The organism is Acinetobacter lwoffii (assembly GCF_049367455.1).
GTDB lineage: Bacteria > Pseudomonadota > Gammaproteobacteria > Pseudomonadales > Moraxellaceae > Acinetobacter > Acinetobacter lwoffii_W.
In genome coordinates this window covers 153,800-169,122 of record NZ_JBMPXW010000009.1, presented here as the reverse complement: position 1 = coordinate 169,122, position 15,323 = coordinate 153,800, and the positions used below count along the sequence as shown (strand labels likewise).

Annotated in this window: 20 protein-coding genes; 8 read left to right on the top strand and 12 right to left on the bottom strand. The window is 38.0% G+C overall.

Going from position 1 to position 15,323, the window contains the following annotated elements; genetic code table 11:
• Positions 1-76: 76 nt before the first annotated feature.
• Complete coding sequence (locus ACO1B7_RS16505) at positions 77-535, top strand: 2-thiouracil desulfurase family protein (RefSeq protein ID WP_077170035.1); 459 nt, start codon at positions 77-79, stop codon at positions 533-535.
• A gap of 126 nt (positions 536-661) precedes the next feature.
• Here ACO1B7_RS16505 and ant(3'')-IId read toward each other — a convergent pair whose 3' ends face one another.
• A complete protein-coding gene (ant(3'')-IId, locus tag ACO1B7_RS16500) occupies positions 662-1,450 on the bottom strand; it encodes an aminoglycoside nucleotidyltransferase ANT(3'')-IId (protein WP_038350081.1) in 789 nt (262 codons plus the stop codon).
• Positions 1,451-1,701: 251 nt separating this feature from the next.
• Here ant(3'')-IId and ACO1B7_RS16495 point away from each other — a divergent pair, with 251 nt between their 5' ends.
• Positions 1,702-2,505: a DUF4942 domain-containing protein gene (locus ACO1B7_RS16495; protein ID WP_005005990.1), complete on the top strand. Its 804-nt coding sequence runs from the start codon at positions 1,702-1,704 to the stop codon at positions 2,503-2,505.
• A gap of 195 nt (positions 2,506-2,700) precedes the next feature.
• On the opposite strand, the gene ACO1B7_RS16490 is transcribed toward ACO1B7_RS16495, so the two are convergent.
• Positions 2,701-2,994 (bottom strand): hypothetical protein, encoded by a 294-nt coding sequence (locus ACO1B7_RS16490; protein WP_005005987.1) that lies wholly within the window; start codon positions 2,992-2,994, stop codon positions 2,701-2,703.
• 220 nt (positions 2,995-3,214) lie between these two features.
• Between ACO1B7_RS16490 and ACO1B7_RS16485 the strand changes: the two genes are divergently transcribed.
• The 5 genes from ACO1B7_RS16485 (at position 3,215) to ACO1B7_RS16465 (ending at position 6,358) form a co-directional block, all read left to right on the top strand.
• Positions 3,215-3,622, top strand: coding sequence for a hypothetical protein (locus ACO1B7_RS16485; RefSeq protein ID WP_005005986.1), 408 nt, complete (start codon positions 3,215-3,217; stop codon positions 3,620-3,622).
• Positions 3,623-3,801: 179 nt separating this feature from the next.
• A complete protein-coding gene (locus tag ACO1B7_RS16480) occupies positions 3,802-4,158 on the top strand; it encodes a hypothetical protein (RefSeq protein WP_423090406.1) in 357 nt (118 codons plus the stop codon).
• A gap of 11 nt (positions 4,159-4,169) precedes the next feature.
• Positions 4,170-5,120: a hypothetical protein gene (locus ACO1B7_RS16475; protein ID WP_087554359.1), complete on the top strand. Its 951-nt coding sequence runs from the start codon at positions 4,170-4,172 to the stop codon at positions 5,118-5,120.
• 532 nt (positions 5,121-5,652) lie between these two features.
• Positions 5,653-5,967 (top strand): hypothetical protein, encoded by a 315-nt coding sequence (locus tag ACO1B7_RS16470; protein WP_024160774.1) that lies wholly within the window; start codon positions 5,653-5,655, stop codon positions 5,965-5,967.
• 13 nt (positions 5,968-5,980) lie between these two features.
• Positions 5,981-6,358, top strand: a complete 378-nt coding sequence (locus ACO1B7_RS16465; RefSeq protein WP_087554358.1) for a hypothetical protein — start codon at positions 5,981-5,983, stop codon at positions 6,356-6,358.
• 55 nt (positions 6,359-6,413) lie between these two features.
• Here the strand turns inward: ACO1B7_RS16465 and ACO1B7_RS16460 are convergent, their stop codons facing one another.
• The 9 genes from ACO1B7_RS16460 to ACO1B7_RS16420 all read right to left on the bottom strand — a co-directional run bounded on the left by ACO1B7_RS16460 (position 6,414) and on the right by ACO1B7_RS16420 (position 11,802).
• Entirely contained in the window at positions 6,414-7,298 is an 885-nt protein-coding gene (locus ACO1B7_RS16460) for a hypothetical protein (RefSeq protein ID WP_228255340.1), read from the bottom strand.
• Between the two features lie 240 nt (positions 7,299-7,538).
• A complete protein-coding gene (locus ACO1B7_RS16455; RefSeq protein ID WP_063454592.1) occupies positions 7,539-8,048 on the bottom strand; it encodes a hypothetical protein in 510 nt (169 codons plus the stop codon).
• A 97-nt stretch (positions 8,049-8,145) separates the two neighbouring features.
• Positions 8,146-8,598: a hypothetical protein gene (locus ACO1B7_RS16450; protein ID WP_043041543.1), complete on the bottom strand. Its 453-nt coding sequence runs from the start codon at positions 8,596-8,598 to the stop codon at positions 8,146-8,148.
• Positions 8,599-8,603: 5 nt separating this feature from the next.
• Positions 8,604-9,023 (bottom strand): hypothetical protein, encoded by a 420-nt coding sequence (locus tag ACO1B7_RS16445; RefSeq protein WP_000145713.1) that lies wholly within the window; start codon positions 9,021-9,023, stop codon positions 8,604-8,606.
• A 9-nt stretch (positions 9,024-9,032) separates the two neighbouring features.
• Complete coding sequence (locus ACO1B7_RS16440; protein ID WP_005005929.1) at positions 9,033-9,404, bottom strand: hypothetical protein; 372 nt, start codon at positions 9,402-9,404, stop codon at positions 9,033-9,035.
• Between the two features lie 169 nt (positions 9,405-9,573).
• The gene (locus ACO1B7_RS16435) at positions 9,574-9,942 is read right to left on the bottom strand and encodes a hypothetical protein (protein WP_423090405.1); all 369 of its coding nucleotides are present in this window, start codon (positions 9,940-9,942) and stop codon (positions 9,574-9,576) included.
• Positions 9,935-10,441 (bottom strand): hypothetical protein, encoded by a 507-nt coding sequence (locus ACO1B7_RS16430; RefSeq protein ID WP_005005926.1) that lies wholly within the window; start codon positions 10,439-10,441, stop codon positions 9,935-9,937. The genes ACO1B7_RS16435 and ACO1B7_RS16430 overlap by 8 nt, the downstream gene beginning before the upstream one ends.
• A gap of 12 nt (positions 10,442-10,453) precedes the next feature.
• On the bottom strand, positions 10,454-11,542 hold the full coding sequence (locus tag ACO1B7_RS16425) for a DUF6685 family protein (protein ID WP_042892355.1): 1,089 nt from the start codon (positions 11,540-11,542) through the stop codon (positions 10,454-10,456).
• Positions 11,543-11,628: 86 nt separating this feature from the next.
• The gene (locus ACO1B7_RS16420) at positions 11,629-11,802 is read right to left on the bottom strand and encodes a hypothetical protein (RefSeq protein WP_005005921.1); all 174 of its coding nucleotides are present in this window, start codon (positions 11,800-11,802) and stop codon (positions 11,629-11,631) included.
• Positions 11,803-12,196: 394 nt separating this feature from the next.
• Between ACO1B7_RS16420 and ACO1B7_RS16415 the strand changes: the two genes are divergently transcribed.
• Complete coding sequence (locus ACO1B7_RS16415; RefSeq protein WP_078389757.1) at positions 12,197-12,397, top strand: hypothetical protein; 201 nt, start codon at positions 12,197-12,199, stop codon at positions 12,395-12,397.
• Between the two features lie 40 nt (positions 12,398-12,437).
• Here ACO1B7_RS16415 and ACO1B7_RS16410 read toward each other — a convergent pair whose 3' ends face one another.
• Positions 12,438-15,230: a hypothetical protein gene (locus ACO1B7_RS16410; RefSeq protein WP_005005919.1), complete on the bottom strand. Its 2,793-nt coding sequence runs from the start codon at positions 15,228-15,230 to the stop codon at positions 12,438-12,440.
• Positions 15,231-15,323: the final 93 nt, after the last annotated feature.

Here is a 15,323-nt window from a genome sequence, read left to right as displayed (position 1 = left end):
CTAACCTATTAATTTTAAAAAATAATAGGTACTGGCTAAATAGCAAATCGATACATATCTTTTTCATAGAGGAAATATGATTTTAGTAAGTTCTTGTCTGGCTGGCTTAAAGGTACGTTATAACGGGACGCATAGCTTAAACGAAAAAATCGAAAAATTAGTCAAAGATGGAAAAGCTACTATGGTATGTCCAGAGATTCTTGGCGGTTTATCAACACCACGCGAACCTGCCGAGATTTCGGGAGGTAATGGCGATGATGTCTTAGATGGAAAAGCCTGTGTAATTGAAAAATCAGGAAAGGATGTGACTTCAATCTATATTGAAGGGGCATATAGAACTTTAAAAAAAGTTCAATTATTAAAAGCTACTCTGGTAGTGCTTAAAGAAAATAGCCCTTCATGTGGTAGTTCAATGATTTACGATGGTCAATTTAATGGGAATAAGATCTATGGCAATGGAGTTACCTCCGCTTTGCTTAAACGTCATAATATAAAAGTCATTTCAGAAGAAACTTTTTGGCAACTTTTACCCTAGTTCCTCCGCTTTTATTTAAAATCTTCATGCAACTCCAACCACGCCCCCCTTTGCAATATCAAGTCTCTTCGGTATTTAGAGATATAGTGAGGTAATAATCTAAGAAGCATATCCATTACTTCCACATCAGTTAAAAAGTAGTGGTTCAATTTTATGCTGTAATTCTTTAACAATTTTAGCAAGCTGATCATGTAAAACTAACCAACATTGCTCATGACCTTGCCCAATATATTCATCTATTATGAGTTGCAAAATGTCTTGATCTATCTGACTTAAGAATTCTAAAAACCATGTCGCAGCAACATCCTTGGCAACTATTGTTTTATGATCTAATGTATAAGCTATACGGCATAGCGCTAAAATTTGATTACATTCATCCTGATCGTCTTTCCAATGAGCAATAATTTGTGGATAAGTTTTTTGCATGGCAAATATTAATTGTTCATAGCTAATTGGATTTAACCAATCGCAAATATCAGGTCCAAAGATAGTAATGTTATGTAATTGGGCAGTTTTAAGTAAAATACTAATATCTGGATCAGATTGACTATAAAGTAATTCACCTTTGAGTAATTCTTCTCTCAACCACTCGCCATATTGTAGCTGATATGTATATGGATGATTTTTATTGGTAATACTCCCTTTTTCTAATATCGTAATTTCTAAGGCACGCGCTGTAGCATGACCAATCGGAACAGATATATTTAGAAAATTCTGCGCTAATTGTTTTCTTTCCTGATCGGTAATTTCACGTTCAATAATAACTAAAATATCAAGATCACTTTTATGTTTTAAACCACCATCAACATACGAACCATATAAATAAATAGCATAAAGCTTATCTTTAAAATTTTTTTGTAAAAGCTGTTTTACACTTTCAACTTGGCGACACTCTTCATCATTTAAGCTTTGCATATGATTTTTAATTTAAAAAAATAAGTAATGAATTCATAGAGCATTATACAGAACACTGGCTAACATAGCCAGTGGTATTAAAAGGAATTTTAAAGGTTGAGCCATATTCCACTACACCAAGTTTTAAGCGTTGTGCTTATTTAATTTAATTATAGTGAAAAAGTTAGCTTATAAATTTTAAAAAAAAATTAATGACCATGGTTTTTATTAAAATATCTATATAGACAATTAAGCTAATTAGGTGGGCAATTATGAATATGTTGGTAAATATAAAAAGAGAAGTGCAAGCATCTGAATTAGACTTTATTGAAGTCGAAAAGCTAATTTTGCAATGCGAAAAAGCAAAATCGTCAATAAAGGTTATTTATGAAAGCATCAAAGATATTGAACTTGATGCTTACCAGATTGTGAGTGCAATCACCCGAAAATCATATTCATCATCATTCAATACTGAAGAATCTGCTTTAAAACAAATATCGTCATGCTTCTGGAGGAAGTTAACTGAGATCATCAATCTTAGAAACTTTATATCTGAAAAAGAATATGATGCGTTGTCAGATAAAATTGCTCGTCATGAAATTGAAGATTTCACGATGGATAACGTGAATGTATTTTTAGAATCTATCTGGTCTACGCGCCACATGGCATATGCTCGTAAAGTTGATTCATTGTTTTGCCAATTATCAAGCAAATACAAAACCAATCTTGGTGCTGGTATTAACCCGTGCGTGATCATTCATCACAATAGCTACCATTCTTATTGCAGACGAGATAATTTAGTGGAAGAAGTACGCTTTATAGCAAGGCAGTTATTTGGCAAGCCTTTAGACCACACTAGATTAGATAAACTCAGGTTAGATCGTGGTATCTGGCATAGCATTGATGATAATTTATTACGCATTAAGATCTACGAAAACGGTAACTGTCATATCTTGTTTAATCAATGCGTAGTTGATCGCATTAACCAGGTATTAAACCTGTTATATCCGAATCAAATTGGCATAGATCCAAATGTAAAACACAAACGCCGTGCGTATGATGAACCCATTTTATAAAGCTCATTAAAAAACCATCAATTGTTATTGTGGTTTTTTTTTAGATATATACGGTACTAATTTTGCGATCGTGCCACTGGTGAACATACACTGACCATATCACTATGGATACTTGGGATAAATCATATCCCTTAAAGGCAGATTTAAATTTAGACTCCATTTTTCGGAGCTGCATTCTCTTATCACGAGATGGCTCTAATTCAATATCCCCAATGAATTGAGAATTGCAATAAGATCTTGTTCAGGTGTATCAGCAAGCACCGTCACGTTATAGCCACCGCTAAACTGGTGTAATTCAGCACAGTACTCAACATCAGACGCCGTGAGTACCAATTCAACATCAAAATATTGAATCACTTTAAGCACCTGGTACTTTGCTTTAAAGAATCCGTTGTTTTCAGCTAACTTCATCGCTTCAGCAATGGTGATGTTTTCAAGCACAAGACGGTCTTGAGCTGGTTCATCTTCATATGTTTTAAAACTTAACAATTTAATTAAACTTAATTAATTAACTAATTGCTCGTTAAATTATTCTTAATGCATTACGGCGATACGGCTAATAGAAAAATCATATTAGTACGCAAGCGATGTTTTTTAATTGATTAAAAAAGATTGAAAATCTTATTTTTCGAGAAAAGTTTGCCAGGTTGTGTTTTCCCATAAAATGAAACTATCAAAAGCAGAAAGCTTAAAACTTGGAGTGAACAGCATGTCAAATTTAAACGCTCAATCAGTACAGTTACAAGGCACTTTATACATCGGTTTCCCTAAAACTTTTAGCGGTGCTCACATGGAAACATTGTTTGATGAAATCTCAGATTACATCGACAACAACTGTGATTTAACCCTTGCGGATCTTCAAGCGGATAGTGACTATGCTCAACTTCAATTTCAACAGCACATGCCGACATTGGCTGATAAAACAAATTTCTTCTTCATGGACGTTGAAATCTACGTTGCAACATTAAAAGAAAACTTTGGTCATACATCAGTACTCGACCAAGTTACCTCAGTAAATATCTTTGGCAAAAACCTTGAAGACATTTGCACGTTAATGGCTCAAAACGGCTACGCATACGACCGTATAGAAGATTGTTGGTCACGCGAACTTTCTTAATTCAATTCACCCATACGCACGGATAACGTGCGTATGCCACTGAATCACATTTGAGGATATAAACCATGCAAAACCTAATTACAGCGCATTGCGAGCTAACCATCAAACATGATGAAAAACAGTAAAAAAATGTCGGGCCTGTTGTTGTGACGTTTGGGGCGATCTTTACTGCTGAGTCGGTGAATGAACTGTTTTGCGCTATATGCCAAGACGGAATCAGATTTAAAGCAATCTATAACCCCGACAATATGTATTTTTTACGCCATGAGCTAAGCCCAATTGCTGATTTGTCAGTTAAGACAGACCAAGACGGCAACATTATTGTCAGTGTGATTGCATCCACTAGCCCATATTTTGAGATCAAAGTACTAAAAAATGGTTTTACCAACTCAGACACCTTAAACAGATCTGCAATTCGCACGTTGGTTCGCAACCATCAAAGCCCATTCCAAGAGCAAATTTCTGACTACTTTGAAACAGACCCAATTTTTAAAACCATGCAAGCAATTTTTGCACACACGTATTTAAGCCGATAAGGAACTTCACCATGACGACCGCTACTGCTACCGCTGAAAAGACCGTGTTCAAACGTGAAACGTTGGAGCTGAAGAACATCCATGTTTACACCCAAAACGACCGCATTAACCAAAACAGTCCCGTTGGCGACCGTGCATACGACAATGGATTAGTGAAAGACATCCTGTTCAGCCCTATGCTTTGGGCTACCCCTGAATTTTCATCTAGCTATGTCACTCAGATTCAAATTAAAGGCACACGCATTTATGATTCACTTTGCAGTTATACTGGCGTTCGCACCTATTTTTATAAGTTAGCTGACAGTGAGTTTGGGTGCATGTATCAAAAACGTCCGTACCCACAAAACGACTTTCTCTTAATTTTTGCAAACTTAACGCAAATGTTTAACGATGCAGTTTGTTACTTTGGAAACAACAGTAATAAAAATGTTTTTAAAGGTCTAAATTTTGACATCGAAAGTGGTGTTTCACGGTTCAATTTACAGCAACGCTTATTAGAGTTTTATAAGAAGTCTAAACGCCAATTGACCATCAGTGAAACAACAAGAGGAATGCTTGGTGACTCGAATCTTCGCTATAACATCTTTGTTCGCAACCAACCAAAATTGGACAAACACGGCAAGCCGTTAAAATGCGCCAAAAAACTCATTAAGCTTTACAAAGAGCGTGGCACAGTTGCGATCTATGGCGGTGACTGCATTTCACCACTCAAGCTCGTTAAACACCAACAAATCAAGGTAGAGAGCGAAAATGGCAAGTTTTCATATACGACTGACTTCATCACGTTGTACTCAGTAGAACAAGACATGTACACCTTATATATTCCCTATTCAGTACTTAATGAAAGCTACGGAACAACTAATAAATTTTATGGTTTGCATCTCACCCAAGAAGAAGCAGAAAAAACCATCCCGAAATTATTAGAACGTACTCAAAAGTATTTAAACCATAAAAAAGGTTAATACCCTTGCGTTGATCAGCTAATTGATCAACTGCTGGCTTTATAAACGCAAACGATGTTTTTTTAATTGATTAAAATAATCCAAAACTTAATTTTGATAATTCAGCACCCATAATTCTACTAATGCATTTCCATCAAGCCTTAATTCAAACCATATTCAATTAACAATGAATTAACACCACTACGGCGTTATTTCTTAAATGTGGTATATGGCTTTACCCACCCCCTACTCGTCTATGGCTAATTGTTCCAGTGTCAGTCAAAAAATGAAATATAATTCATTCTCAAAAATGAGAATCTGTTCACAAATGGGAACGCGAAGCAGCCTTAATTTTAAAAATACCAGTTCATCTAGACTAAATTTGAGTAAGTCTGATTAATATTGAATAAAAAACCTAAGTTTTTCGCCGTATGTTTTAATCTTCAAGGGTTTAACTTTAATGAAATTTTTTTTAAATAAACTAATTTAGTGGATTTTGACCGTTATAATGGTTTTATCTCGAGGCATATTGCCTTAAACTTGGAGCCGTGTGATGTTAAAACTATCTAGTATCTTTTCTCATGAAGCTAGGATTGAATCCCTTGTTATTCAATTTGAAGCCGATTATCAAACTGCACTAAAGCAAGGTTTAGATATTTACTTTGGCGTTGGCTATGCAACTAATGAGGATAGTCAATCTATACAGGCGTATCTTGTGAAAGATAAGGAGATTTATAAAAAGCATTACTGGAGTTGGGAATACCCAAGAACACCACACAAAATTGAAAAAACTAAAGCTGAGCACCGCCATTGGTTAAACCTAGCTGATGTACGAAACGCTGCGCTCGAGGCGAATATTACAAAATAAAAAGGTAATCTAAATGATAAAAAAAAGTGTGGGTTTTGAACGTGCTTCTGATGTTCAAGCCATCGTTTACTCAGTAAAAGATGGATCTGCAGTTTTTGTCGTACCAAATGGCTTTGTGGTGCTGGAGGTTCCATTGTCACAAACTCAAGCCGAGTACTTCAAGATGTATGAGAAGTCACCTAATGTTTTTGTGTTGCACGGTAAGGCAAAATTCCATTACGTGTGTGATTGTGAAGTTGAACTGGTTGGCTTTAGTGTGGAAAGATCTAAGCTAACAAATCAATTGGTCAATCCAAGCTTATTTAGCCACATTGATAAACCTGCAGTCAGTATAGATTGCATCTATGATGATATGTCTGCACCAACTATAAGCCCTGGCTTTTATTGTTAATTAGCTGGTATAAAAGAAGCCCGAAATTCGGGCTTTTAATTTGTCTGAAGACAAGTTATTTCAACTCGCACGGCGCTTTAATTCTGATGTTATTTGCCCAAGAATAAACATCCGAACCTTTTTGTGGGAAAGGCTGACTCTTAGAATACTGCAACCAACACACCGAATTATGGGTTGGATCTTGTTCCTTACGTTTTTCACGTAATTTAATCAGGCTTTCTCTTAACGCTGCAGTATCGTATTTTGGATCAAGTGACATAAAACCTACCGCAAACAGATCCGCATAAGATTCTCGCCATAGTTGAGTTTTACCGCTACTTTCAGCCGTTACAAAGGTAGATACATCATCCATCTTTACTTTGGACCGATCAGACGGCGCAATTGAATTTAATGCTTTAAGTGGCTGGCCAAGTTCACCAGGCACATCGGTCGCACGATCTAAACAGTGAGATAACTCGTGCGCTAATATCAGCATTTCCCAATCGTTGTAGCTTACATCGGTTTTTGCTGCTTTATACATGGTGTTCATGCTGGTTTTAGACATATTCACCAGGCAATATCCTGTACTAGATCTTAATGAAGCTGGAGAAGCTTGCGGTATATCTAAGGAAGTTAAAGCCCAACTTTCGTTAAAGTCACCTAACACAAGTGGCGCGTTGTAGTTTTCCTTGGCAAACTTTTGTAGTTGATTGAAGTTGCTACCCGGTACCATCGCAGCAATATGGTCATGGTTGAACTGTTTCTTTTCTAGCGTTTTGAAACACCATACAAAACCATATGACAGTAGAAACATTAGGAGTGGAACAACAGCAACAGAGAACATAAGTAGCTTAAAGTTTTCGTCTAGTCGCTTGGTTCGGTCTTTGGTCTTAATATAAGGTGTTGCCAAGCACCAGCTGAGCACTACTGTCATCAAGATTAAAATAACAAGAAAAGTCATGGTGTAGCCAACTGGTTGAATAAACGTAAAGGCAATCCACGCAAAACAAGTTAGGACGGTTAAGGTCCACAAAATGATGTTTAAAATGATTTTTGTTTTCACGCCGTTGGCATCCCTAATCTATAAAAATAAATGTGGCCCATTAAACGGGCCATATTGAGTCTGTTCTCTTCATCATCGCCAATGTGGTCGATATAAATAATTAACAAACCATCAAAGCTAAAAACTTTTCTTAAAAATTTAAGATGCCTGCACACCAGGATAATCGTTGTAGTTGCCATCAATAAATTGATTGGTAGATTTACTGACATCATACCAAATCGGCATGCATTTCGACTTGTCACTTTGATCGATGGCCATGTATGGAAGTCCTAATTCGTTTTGAATCAATTCAGCATCCATAAATGGCTCAAGAACCTTCATAGGAATGGAAAACAAACACTCAACATACCCATTATCATGAATGACCTTTCGACTGGCTTTAGAAGCACTGTCAAAGCGCAATGCATTCCACAAGTGAGAAGCTTCATTGATGGTATGTGGTTGTTTTAGGTAATTAGGATTTTCAGACGCATAGATCGACAGTGTATTCACATCAATCATCAGCTTAAGTACACCTGAACCGACCATATGTTCAATCGGTATATACAGCATGATAGCGCCGTATCCTAAGCTTCGTTTTTTAGCATCTGGATGTTCACCAATACCACCAATAACGCTATGAATAAGAATAGGTAGAGTTGTGTTCATTTTATAAACCTTTCAATAGTTTTGTAGCTCTTTATACATTTGATACCGCGTATAGCAGATATAACACGGCGATGTTAATAGAGATTGCATACAGCCATTAATATTGATTAATGACTTCATCCATCACATAAATTGAGTAGTTGTACTGGTCTAAGCGATATTTGCTTTCTTCAGTATGTTCACTGGCCAATGCTTGTAGTTGAGTTTCGTTCATGGAAGAAGCATAGCGGTTACGGATTGATTTAAGCTGGCTCAATTCTAAACGTCCAGTACTCTTGGTCAGATTGCTAACAGTTGTGAATAGATCCTGGTCATATTCTTGCAATTCACCATACAGCCAAGCAAGGTGTTCTGCACTGATGTATGGGTTATTTTTTTCATAGTAGTTTTTCAGTTTGAGTAAACTCAAACCACATATGAACACAGCAACCATAAGGCTAATGACAAGCCCCTCACCGAGTTTAAGTAGGTACAGGAATATAAAGATACTAATCACGCCTATGGCAATAGAGATATATCGCATGGTTTGATTTTGGAACATTTCTAACATGGGCATTACTCACTTTTTGTAATGTTGTTTTGATAAAGATGGTCTATTTGAGCGATGGCAAGTTTCATGCGTTCCGTGGTGCAAGTCAGGTCGTCATCAAAACGATGGTTGAATTCAACAATCCCCTGTTCTTCCATGTCTTGCATTTCACGCTTAGCATTACTTAAGCCTTTTTCTATACCAACCAGATTCAAGTTAAAGAAGTCTTCTAGTAGCTTTTCACTCTCAATGATTTGTTTGAGCTCAGTAACATAGACTTCAGTTTTCTTTTTGCTGATTTCCGCAGCCATCGCATAACGAAAGTTGCCGTTTACAACAACAGTTTTGAGATCTGGTGAATATTCGTTGTATTCACTTGGAATTCGACTAACGGACTGGACGGCGTGACTCCAGCCATACTTCTGAAAATATTCAATTCCCGTCATGGTATATACCTACGATTGTTCTTTTTTAAGTTCAATAACAGCCAATAACGCTTTGTTTTGGCGTTCCAATTCATATTGTTTTTGACGGTCTACATTTTGGCGATCGAAAAGTTCTCTAATCTGCTGTTTGTAGTGGTTGTCATAGTACGAATAGGCTTTACGTTCTGCTTTTCTACGTGCAATGCGAACTTTGGGATGCCAGTTGAATTCTTTGTCGTCTGCATAACCCCTCATGAACTCAACCAGTTTGCTATCACCACGCATTTTACAAACCTTAATGAAGCCCATTTCTAAAACTGTAATTGGCGCACGGCGCGGATCTCCAAACTCCCAACGCCGTTTAATCCCAAAGCCACACATCTCTATTTGAACCGTAATCATGGTTTAACCTTTATCAAATGTTTGAGCTTCTGGATCTTCGACATTAAATCTGGACCATCACTTTCATGGTAAACAAGGTGTTCATTAACGAATGTGATAAAAGCATCCAATTCAGTTTGAATCGTTGCCAATTGATTGCGTAACCACTGGCATGTGGCTTCATCTTGTTTTATCGCCGTTTCAAGCAATCCTCTCGCATGTTCATAGGCATTTGCCTCACCTTGCGCCACCATATCTGCAGATGATTTCCAATCGCCCCATTTCTTATTCCAAAAGTCATCGAGCAACTGCAGTAAATTTCCACTTCCAATTGGTCATCGCTGATGGCTGGTGTTTGCATTTGATAGATAGATTTTTTAGTTTCTACTTCACTTTGCATCCAACCATCACGAAAAGCTTCCCATTTCGCCTGATGCACCCAAGAAGAATAATTGCCACTGGCCAACAGACTACCGACCACGCCGTATCTATTTTCAAAAGCGCTACGAGCTTCAATTTCTGAAGCAATGTTTTCATTAGTATTTTGCGTATCAATCATGCTGACTATCCCCATGAAGCAAAGGCACTTGTAATGAGATTTTTGTTTCCTTCATCTCATGAAGTTTTTGAATCGCACGTTCTGGATCTATCACCCATGCATCAAAGAGAAGTTGAGTGACAAAAGAAAACTTCTCACCAACTTTGCGGAACGGTGCGCCGTGGCTATTCAGGAATTGTTCAAACACAAGATATTGCTGTTCGATGGCCTGGTTAAGTTCAAACAGGTCAATACAGCCCTCTAGCAAGTTGTACTCACCTGAAGCATTCGGCATAAACATCCATTTACGCTCATGGGTTAAGCCATCTACATGTAGGTAGGCATGTTTGTTGAGACTAGTCCACTCAGGTTTCATCATGACGTAGGTGTTGTACTCGTCATCTTCAAGATAGTTGTAGTGGGTAGCATCAACGGGTTTCTTTGCTAAAACAGAAATGGCCTGTTCAAGTGTCAGACCGAGAATGAGTGCATGTGGTGTAGTTGATGATTGGTGATCCATATTCCCTACCCCTTAGATTGTCGGGCTAGTCGGTTTAGGACCACTCAAACAAACTTCGTTTTGAACGTGATTGTAGATCTCAGCCAAGTGAGGGCGTGTGCTAAAAAATTGATCTTTTGATGTATCAGAGAGGTTAGCACTCATGATGGTGAGTAGTGCTTCATTTTTGAATTGCGCTTGAACCGCCGTCTTTAATGCACCATTCAATGAAGCATGCAGATTGTTGAATAGCGAAATAACACGGGCATTCTGATCATTCTTTTTGAAGAAGATAAAATTAACTTCACGTTCACGGAAAAACACCAGCTGATATTCAAGCCCTGATTCTGATAAATCATTCCCCATATCAATCAATGCATCATCTGGTACGGCGAACGCAGCGTATTTTGAATCAAAGTTTTGAAGTGCTTTATTTGAGATTAGATTCAAACTTACTTTGCCTTGAATCGGCACACATTGGCTCAGTTTCTTAGCCAAGTAATGTGCAGCAGCCATGTGATGTGATCCACCAGCATTTTGAACAAAAATCTTAGGACTCCAGCCATAGATAAAAAATTGATCAGTGGTTGTATCTGGAGAGTTCAATAAACGGATTTCTGGCCATAACAACATTCGATCTAAATTTTCCATACTCACATCACTAATGTAATCAGGGCATGCGTTTTTTACAAAATCATCAATGCTACGGTACTGGCTTAAATCCGACTTGGAATTTGAGAAGCCCCCAATTTCAGATAGGTCAAGTAAGCATGGTGTTTCAAGATGAATGATTTCTGCAAAAATCGGGTTAAATACTTCAGCCAATTCTTCAGCAAAGGTAGAGATGTAGAACGGCTTATGATTTTGCGTATCTTGACCAAGGTAGCTGATGGAATCGTTATCTTTGGCATGTGGATTCAAAACAATGTTTTTGCCTGGTACAAAATTAGTAGGAGATATACCAGTCATACAAAGAGAATCTTTGATTTGATGAAAAGGGAAAACATCGGTCATGGCGATGCTGTCAGAATTGACTAAACGGGTATCAATAAAGGGTTTTAACTTGAGATTCTTATAAAGCTTATGTTTTGCTGAAAATACCGAAAGTAAAGTGTCTAACATTTTAAGCACTCCATTGATTAATGCTTTATTAAAACTAATAAAGATATATTAATACAGAAAGTGCTTATAAGTATTTTTTTGGAAAATTAATTTAAGAATTGCGGTTGAGTGGTATTAGTTGCAAGTGGTTGTACGGCGTTGTTATCGACAGACTTTGAGTACTGTTGCACTTCAACAATTCGCACACCTTTAACGTGTAAACGTGTTTTATAGTCAGTCATTCCAAGTGTTTGTAAGTTTTCTAGCTGTTCTTTAGTCATTGCCTATATCCTGTATATTGGATGTGATTTAAGGGCAATTTAATTGATGTATTAAGGATTGTAAAGGGTAAAACACAGTTCATTAAACTTTTTATGAAATGGTATATACCGATTAAGCCTAAAACAAAACAAGGTTTTAAGAAGTGGTTTAGTTATGTTTAAGAATATGCACGTTAAAACTAAGTTATTATATTAAAATGCATCTAAACTAGGGTTAAAACCAAACTGGATGCCAATATGTGTTCAAACATTGAATCTTACGCCGTGAACCTATCCAATGTACCTAAAGCTATCTCTTGCTTGAATATGTATGACTTTCAAACGTTAGCACTAGGACCAACCTATTTACCCCGATTTATCACTTGCAGATCGCCACATTCCATATACGGCGCTATTGGTTGCATTTGATGTGAATGCGTCTGAAAAGTTTCGCTTAATCGAAATGATGGTGCCTGAAGCCATTCCGCTGTCGCAGTTGTTGTTATTGGCCATATTCAATGAAACGCCGTATAAGAGCGAATATGAAATAGCCCAATACATGCCGAGTGATGAATTAAGGCGTATTAAGTACAAACAGCTCACCCAAAAAAACTAAAGGCTGGATAACCAGCCTTATGTCTTCTACATGGATGCGTTTAGTCATCCTTTTTTTTGATTGTAATGCCTGATCGTAATGAAGCTGAAGAACCTTTTGAACCAAGTATCACCAACAATTTTTCAAAAGTAACGCATTCGTGCGAGAACGGGTTTTTCATCAAAGCTTTTTCAAACTTAGCTGCATACTGTTGTTCTACGAATTCCATTTCATTTTTAGTGCTATGTGAGATGGCTTGATCAAGACTGGCTTTGTTTTCCGCAATGTATTGTGTCTGATCTTCAGGTTTTACATGGCGTGGTATCTGAACAAGCTGATATTCAGTAATTGGCGCAACGGTTAAGTCATATCCTGTTAGGATCTCTTTCAATTCATCATAGTAGCTGTCTAGGTTCATTGGTGTGATAACGGCGCGAGTCACAGTTTCAACATCACTTTCCTGTTGAGCCTGTTCAGGTTCGCTTATACGTTCACCATAGATATTAAATTCAGCATCAAGATCCGCATTGTTGTAAGCACCAGCTTGTACTTGAGGTGAAATGTCAGAATCTTTACCGAAGTACTGGAACTGTTTTCGCTTCTCAATAATCTGGTCTTTAATGTTTGCTTCTTTTTGTGCTGAAACAATACTTTCACGGTGTTTTTGTTCTTTGGAGATTTCACCTTTCGCCGTGGACGAAGACATTACTGTTCTTTGACCAGGTGCCATCCCTTCAGGTGTGATGGATTCAAGACGTCTTGCTTCAAGAATCTGATGTACAAAATCTTGAGTAAAGTCTTTTACCGTGTTGTTGTTTTCGTACAAGGTGTTATTGAGCTTTCTGCAGATCTCAAAATCACCAAGCGCCGTGACATTGGCAGATGAATTGTTGTCTGTCAGTAGCGTGTGTTTTTCCTCAATCTCATGAATGAAGTCTTCAATTTTTAAAGTAGGATCGTAGATTTCAGATTTTTGGATATTGAAGATTGGGCAAAGGTCATTTAAGCGTAAGTACTTGGGTTGATCACCAGCCACATAGAACGCCAACATTGATACGATTTTAACGTCTGAAGTTTTACCACCTTCCCCTTTAGTTGATATGAGCAAGGTAAATTCGCCGTTGTGCTGTCCGGCAATTTGTTCAATTGTCACACGTTTTTCTTTGGCGAACTGGACTTCTGTTTGTGGTACCGAACGGTTGAATACTAGACCTTGATACATATTGATTGAGTTAACTTTACCTTGCCACTCTTCACCAGCAAAACCATCAACCAATTTGTATGTTGTACTTTCAGCACCCGAAGTAGTACGTCCAATGGCTTTAACGGTCGTGTTACCCCATGTAGCAGCTGCTTCCTCTTTAGATCCACGTTCAATATCTTCAAATGTTTGAGCACCGAACGTAATAGAGAAGTTAAGCGAACGTGCCTGAGCTGGTAAAACCGAAGCACCGACAATAACGATGTAGCCCCATTCGTCCAAAAATAGCTTAAATGAAGTAGAGGCGTTGGTTGGTCGTGCGTCAATAATGGCACGGCGTAAACCTTCCATTTTGTTACCAAGGGAACCAGCCATCATTTGTTTAATTGAGCCAATGATTAATTTTCCGAGCATTTTGAGTGAGTCTGGTGAACGCTCAAGAGCTGGTAATGGCACAGTTAAGATACGGCGGTTAAGTACAACGTCAAAAATATCAATATCACCGCCATGCTCTACACCAAAGATGTGACCATAGTTAAACGTCAAGTCGTTAATCGCCTTGGTTAACTGCATGGTGATATAACCGTGTTGCTCACGGGTTTTGGTTTCTTGTTTCTTTAACTTTTTAGGGTTGCTTGAATAACCAGGTAATGAAACGAGGTAGCCTTGAAGCTGTTCAGCCACACGTTCAAAGTCAATCCCGTATTTATCGTTATGACAAAATACCAATTCTTCAAGTGCTTCAAGTTCCATGTATTGCGTGAATACTTTTGGTGAAAGCTGAATGAAGCCATTGTCACGTAGATAGACCAAAACTCGTGTAAGTGCAGCGATAAAGGCCATCGCACGACCTTTCCACATGTCACCACCGCCACCGCCTGAGTCATCAAGCAAGTTGATCAAGAATTCAATCAACATCCCTGAGCTGGTGTTGCTCATTTGGTTCATTGAGTTGGTCATCTTGTCGGTTTGTGCACGTAGCATGTTACGACCTGAGGTAATGAAGTTGATCGTTAATAGATCCTCATTACGCCCAAAGCGGTTACATAAACGATAGTGGTCTTGTTGAGCCTTGGTATCACCTTTTGCGTCTACAAAGATATAACCTGAGTTTTGTACGTACTGGTTGGCACAGTTACCTAGCATGTATTCTGTTTTACCCGAACCCGTAGTACCTAACACAATTTGATGTGTACGGTCATCGGAGTTGGATGCATAAACAGGTAGACCAGTTTCACGGCAACGACCAAGGTAAGTCACACCCTCACCTTGTAGCTTATCGCGATTGGTACGTGCGTATTCCAAAAAGGCTTTTGGATTGTCCAGTACGTCATCTTTTACGCGTGATGTAATGTCAGTTGACGCATCCAGTGAGTTTGAATGCAACGGCGCACGGAATGGCCACTCAAAAAAGTAATCATTCGGATGTGTGTAGCGTTTTAATAGGTAATACGCGATCCCTATAAATATCTCACCGCCAAACGGAACAACAAACAAAATAACTGCAATAGCACCAAGAACGCCAACCAAATAATTAGCGCCGTCTGGCGCTGTAAGTTTTAAATGGATTTTCTCTAAGCCTGATCGTGTATCACGCTTAAGCGAACTAGGTCTGAACTTTGTTTGTGTGCCGTATTTTTGTGTAGAAGCCATACTTTGCGACCTACTCTTTTATCTTCAGGATAATAGGCAAAGTCGTTGTTTAACGACCTTACCCATATCCAAGCACTTCAATGTATATACCAA

Coding starts and splice junctions, on each gene's coding strand:
- ACO1B7_RS16475 (WP_087554359.1), top strand. CDS start 4,170: ATGACGACCGCTACTGCTACCGCTGAAAAGACCGTGTTCAAACGTGAA.
- ACO1B7_RS16450 (WP_043041543.1), bottom strand. CDS start 8,598: ATGTTAGAAATGTTCCAAAATCAAACCATGCGATATATCTCTATTGCC.
- ACO1B7_RS16425 (WP_042892355.1), bottom strand. CDS start 11,542: ATGTTAGACACTTTACTTTCGGTATTTTCAGCAAAACATAAGCTTTAT.
- ACO1B7_RS16435 (WP_423090405.1), bottom strand. CDS start 9,942: ATGATTGATACGCAAAATACTAATGAAAACATTGCTTCAGAAATTGAA.
- ACO1B7_RS16495 (WP_005005990.1), top strand. CDS start 1,702: ATGAATATGTTGGTAAATATAAAAAGAGAAGTGCAAGCATCTGAATTA.
- ACO1B7_RS16470 (WP_024160774.1), top strand. CDS start 5,653: ATGTTAAAACTATCTAGTATCTTTTCTCATGAAGCTAGGATTGAATCC.
- ACO1B7_RS16440 (WP_005005929.1), bottom strand. CDS start 9,404: ATGATTACGGTTCAAATAGAGATGTGTGGCTTTGGGATTAAACGGCGT.
- ACO1B7_RS16505 (WP_077170035.1), top strand. CDS start 77: ATGATTTTAGTAAGTTCTTGTCTGGCTGGCTTAAAGGTACGTTATAAC.
- ACO1B7_RS16445 (WP_000145713.1), bottom strand. CDS start 9,023: ATGACGGGAATTGAATATTTTCAGAAGTATGGCTGGAGTCACGCCGTC.
- ACO1B7_RS16420 (WP_005005921.1), bottom strand. CDS start 11,802: ATGACTAAAGAACAGCTAGAAAACTTACAAACACTTGGAATGACTGAC.
- ACO1B7_RS16430 (WP_005005926.1), bottom strand. CDS start 10,441: ATGGATCACCAATCATCAACTACACCACATGCACTCATTCTCGGTCTG.
- ACO1B7_RS16455 (WP_063454592.1), bottom strand. CDS start 8,048: ATGAACACAACTCTACCTATTCTTATTCATAGCGTTATTGGTGGTATT.
- ACO1B7_RS16465 (WP_087554358.1), top strand. CDS start 5,981: ATGATAAAAAAAAGTGTGGGTTTTGAACGTGCTTCTGATGTTCAAGCC.
- ACO1B7_RS16485 (WP_005005986.1), top strand. CDS start 3,215: ATGTCAAATTTAAACGCTCAATCAGTACAGTTACAAGGCACTTTATAC.
- ACO1B7_RS16410 (WP_005005919.1), bottom strand. CDS start 15,230: ATGGCTTCTACACAAAAATACGGCACACAAACAAAGTTCAGACCTAGT.
- ACO1B7_RS16460 (WP_228255340.1), bottom strand. CDS start 7,298: ATGACTTTTCTTGTTATTTTAATCTTGATGACAGTAGTGCTCAGCTGG.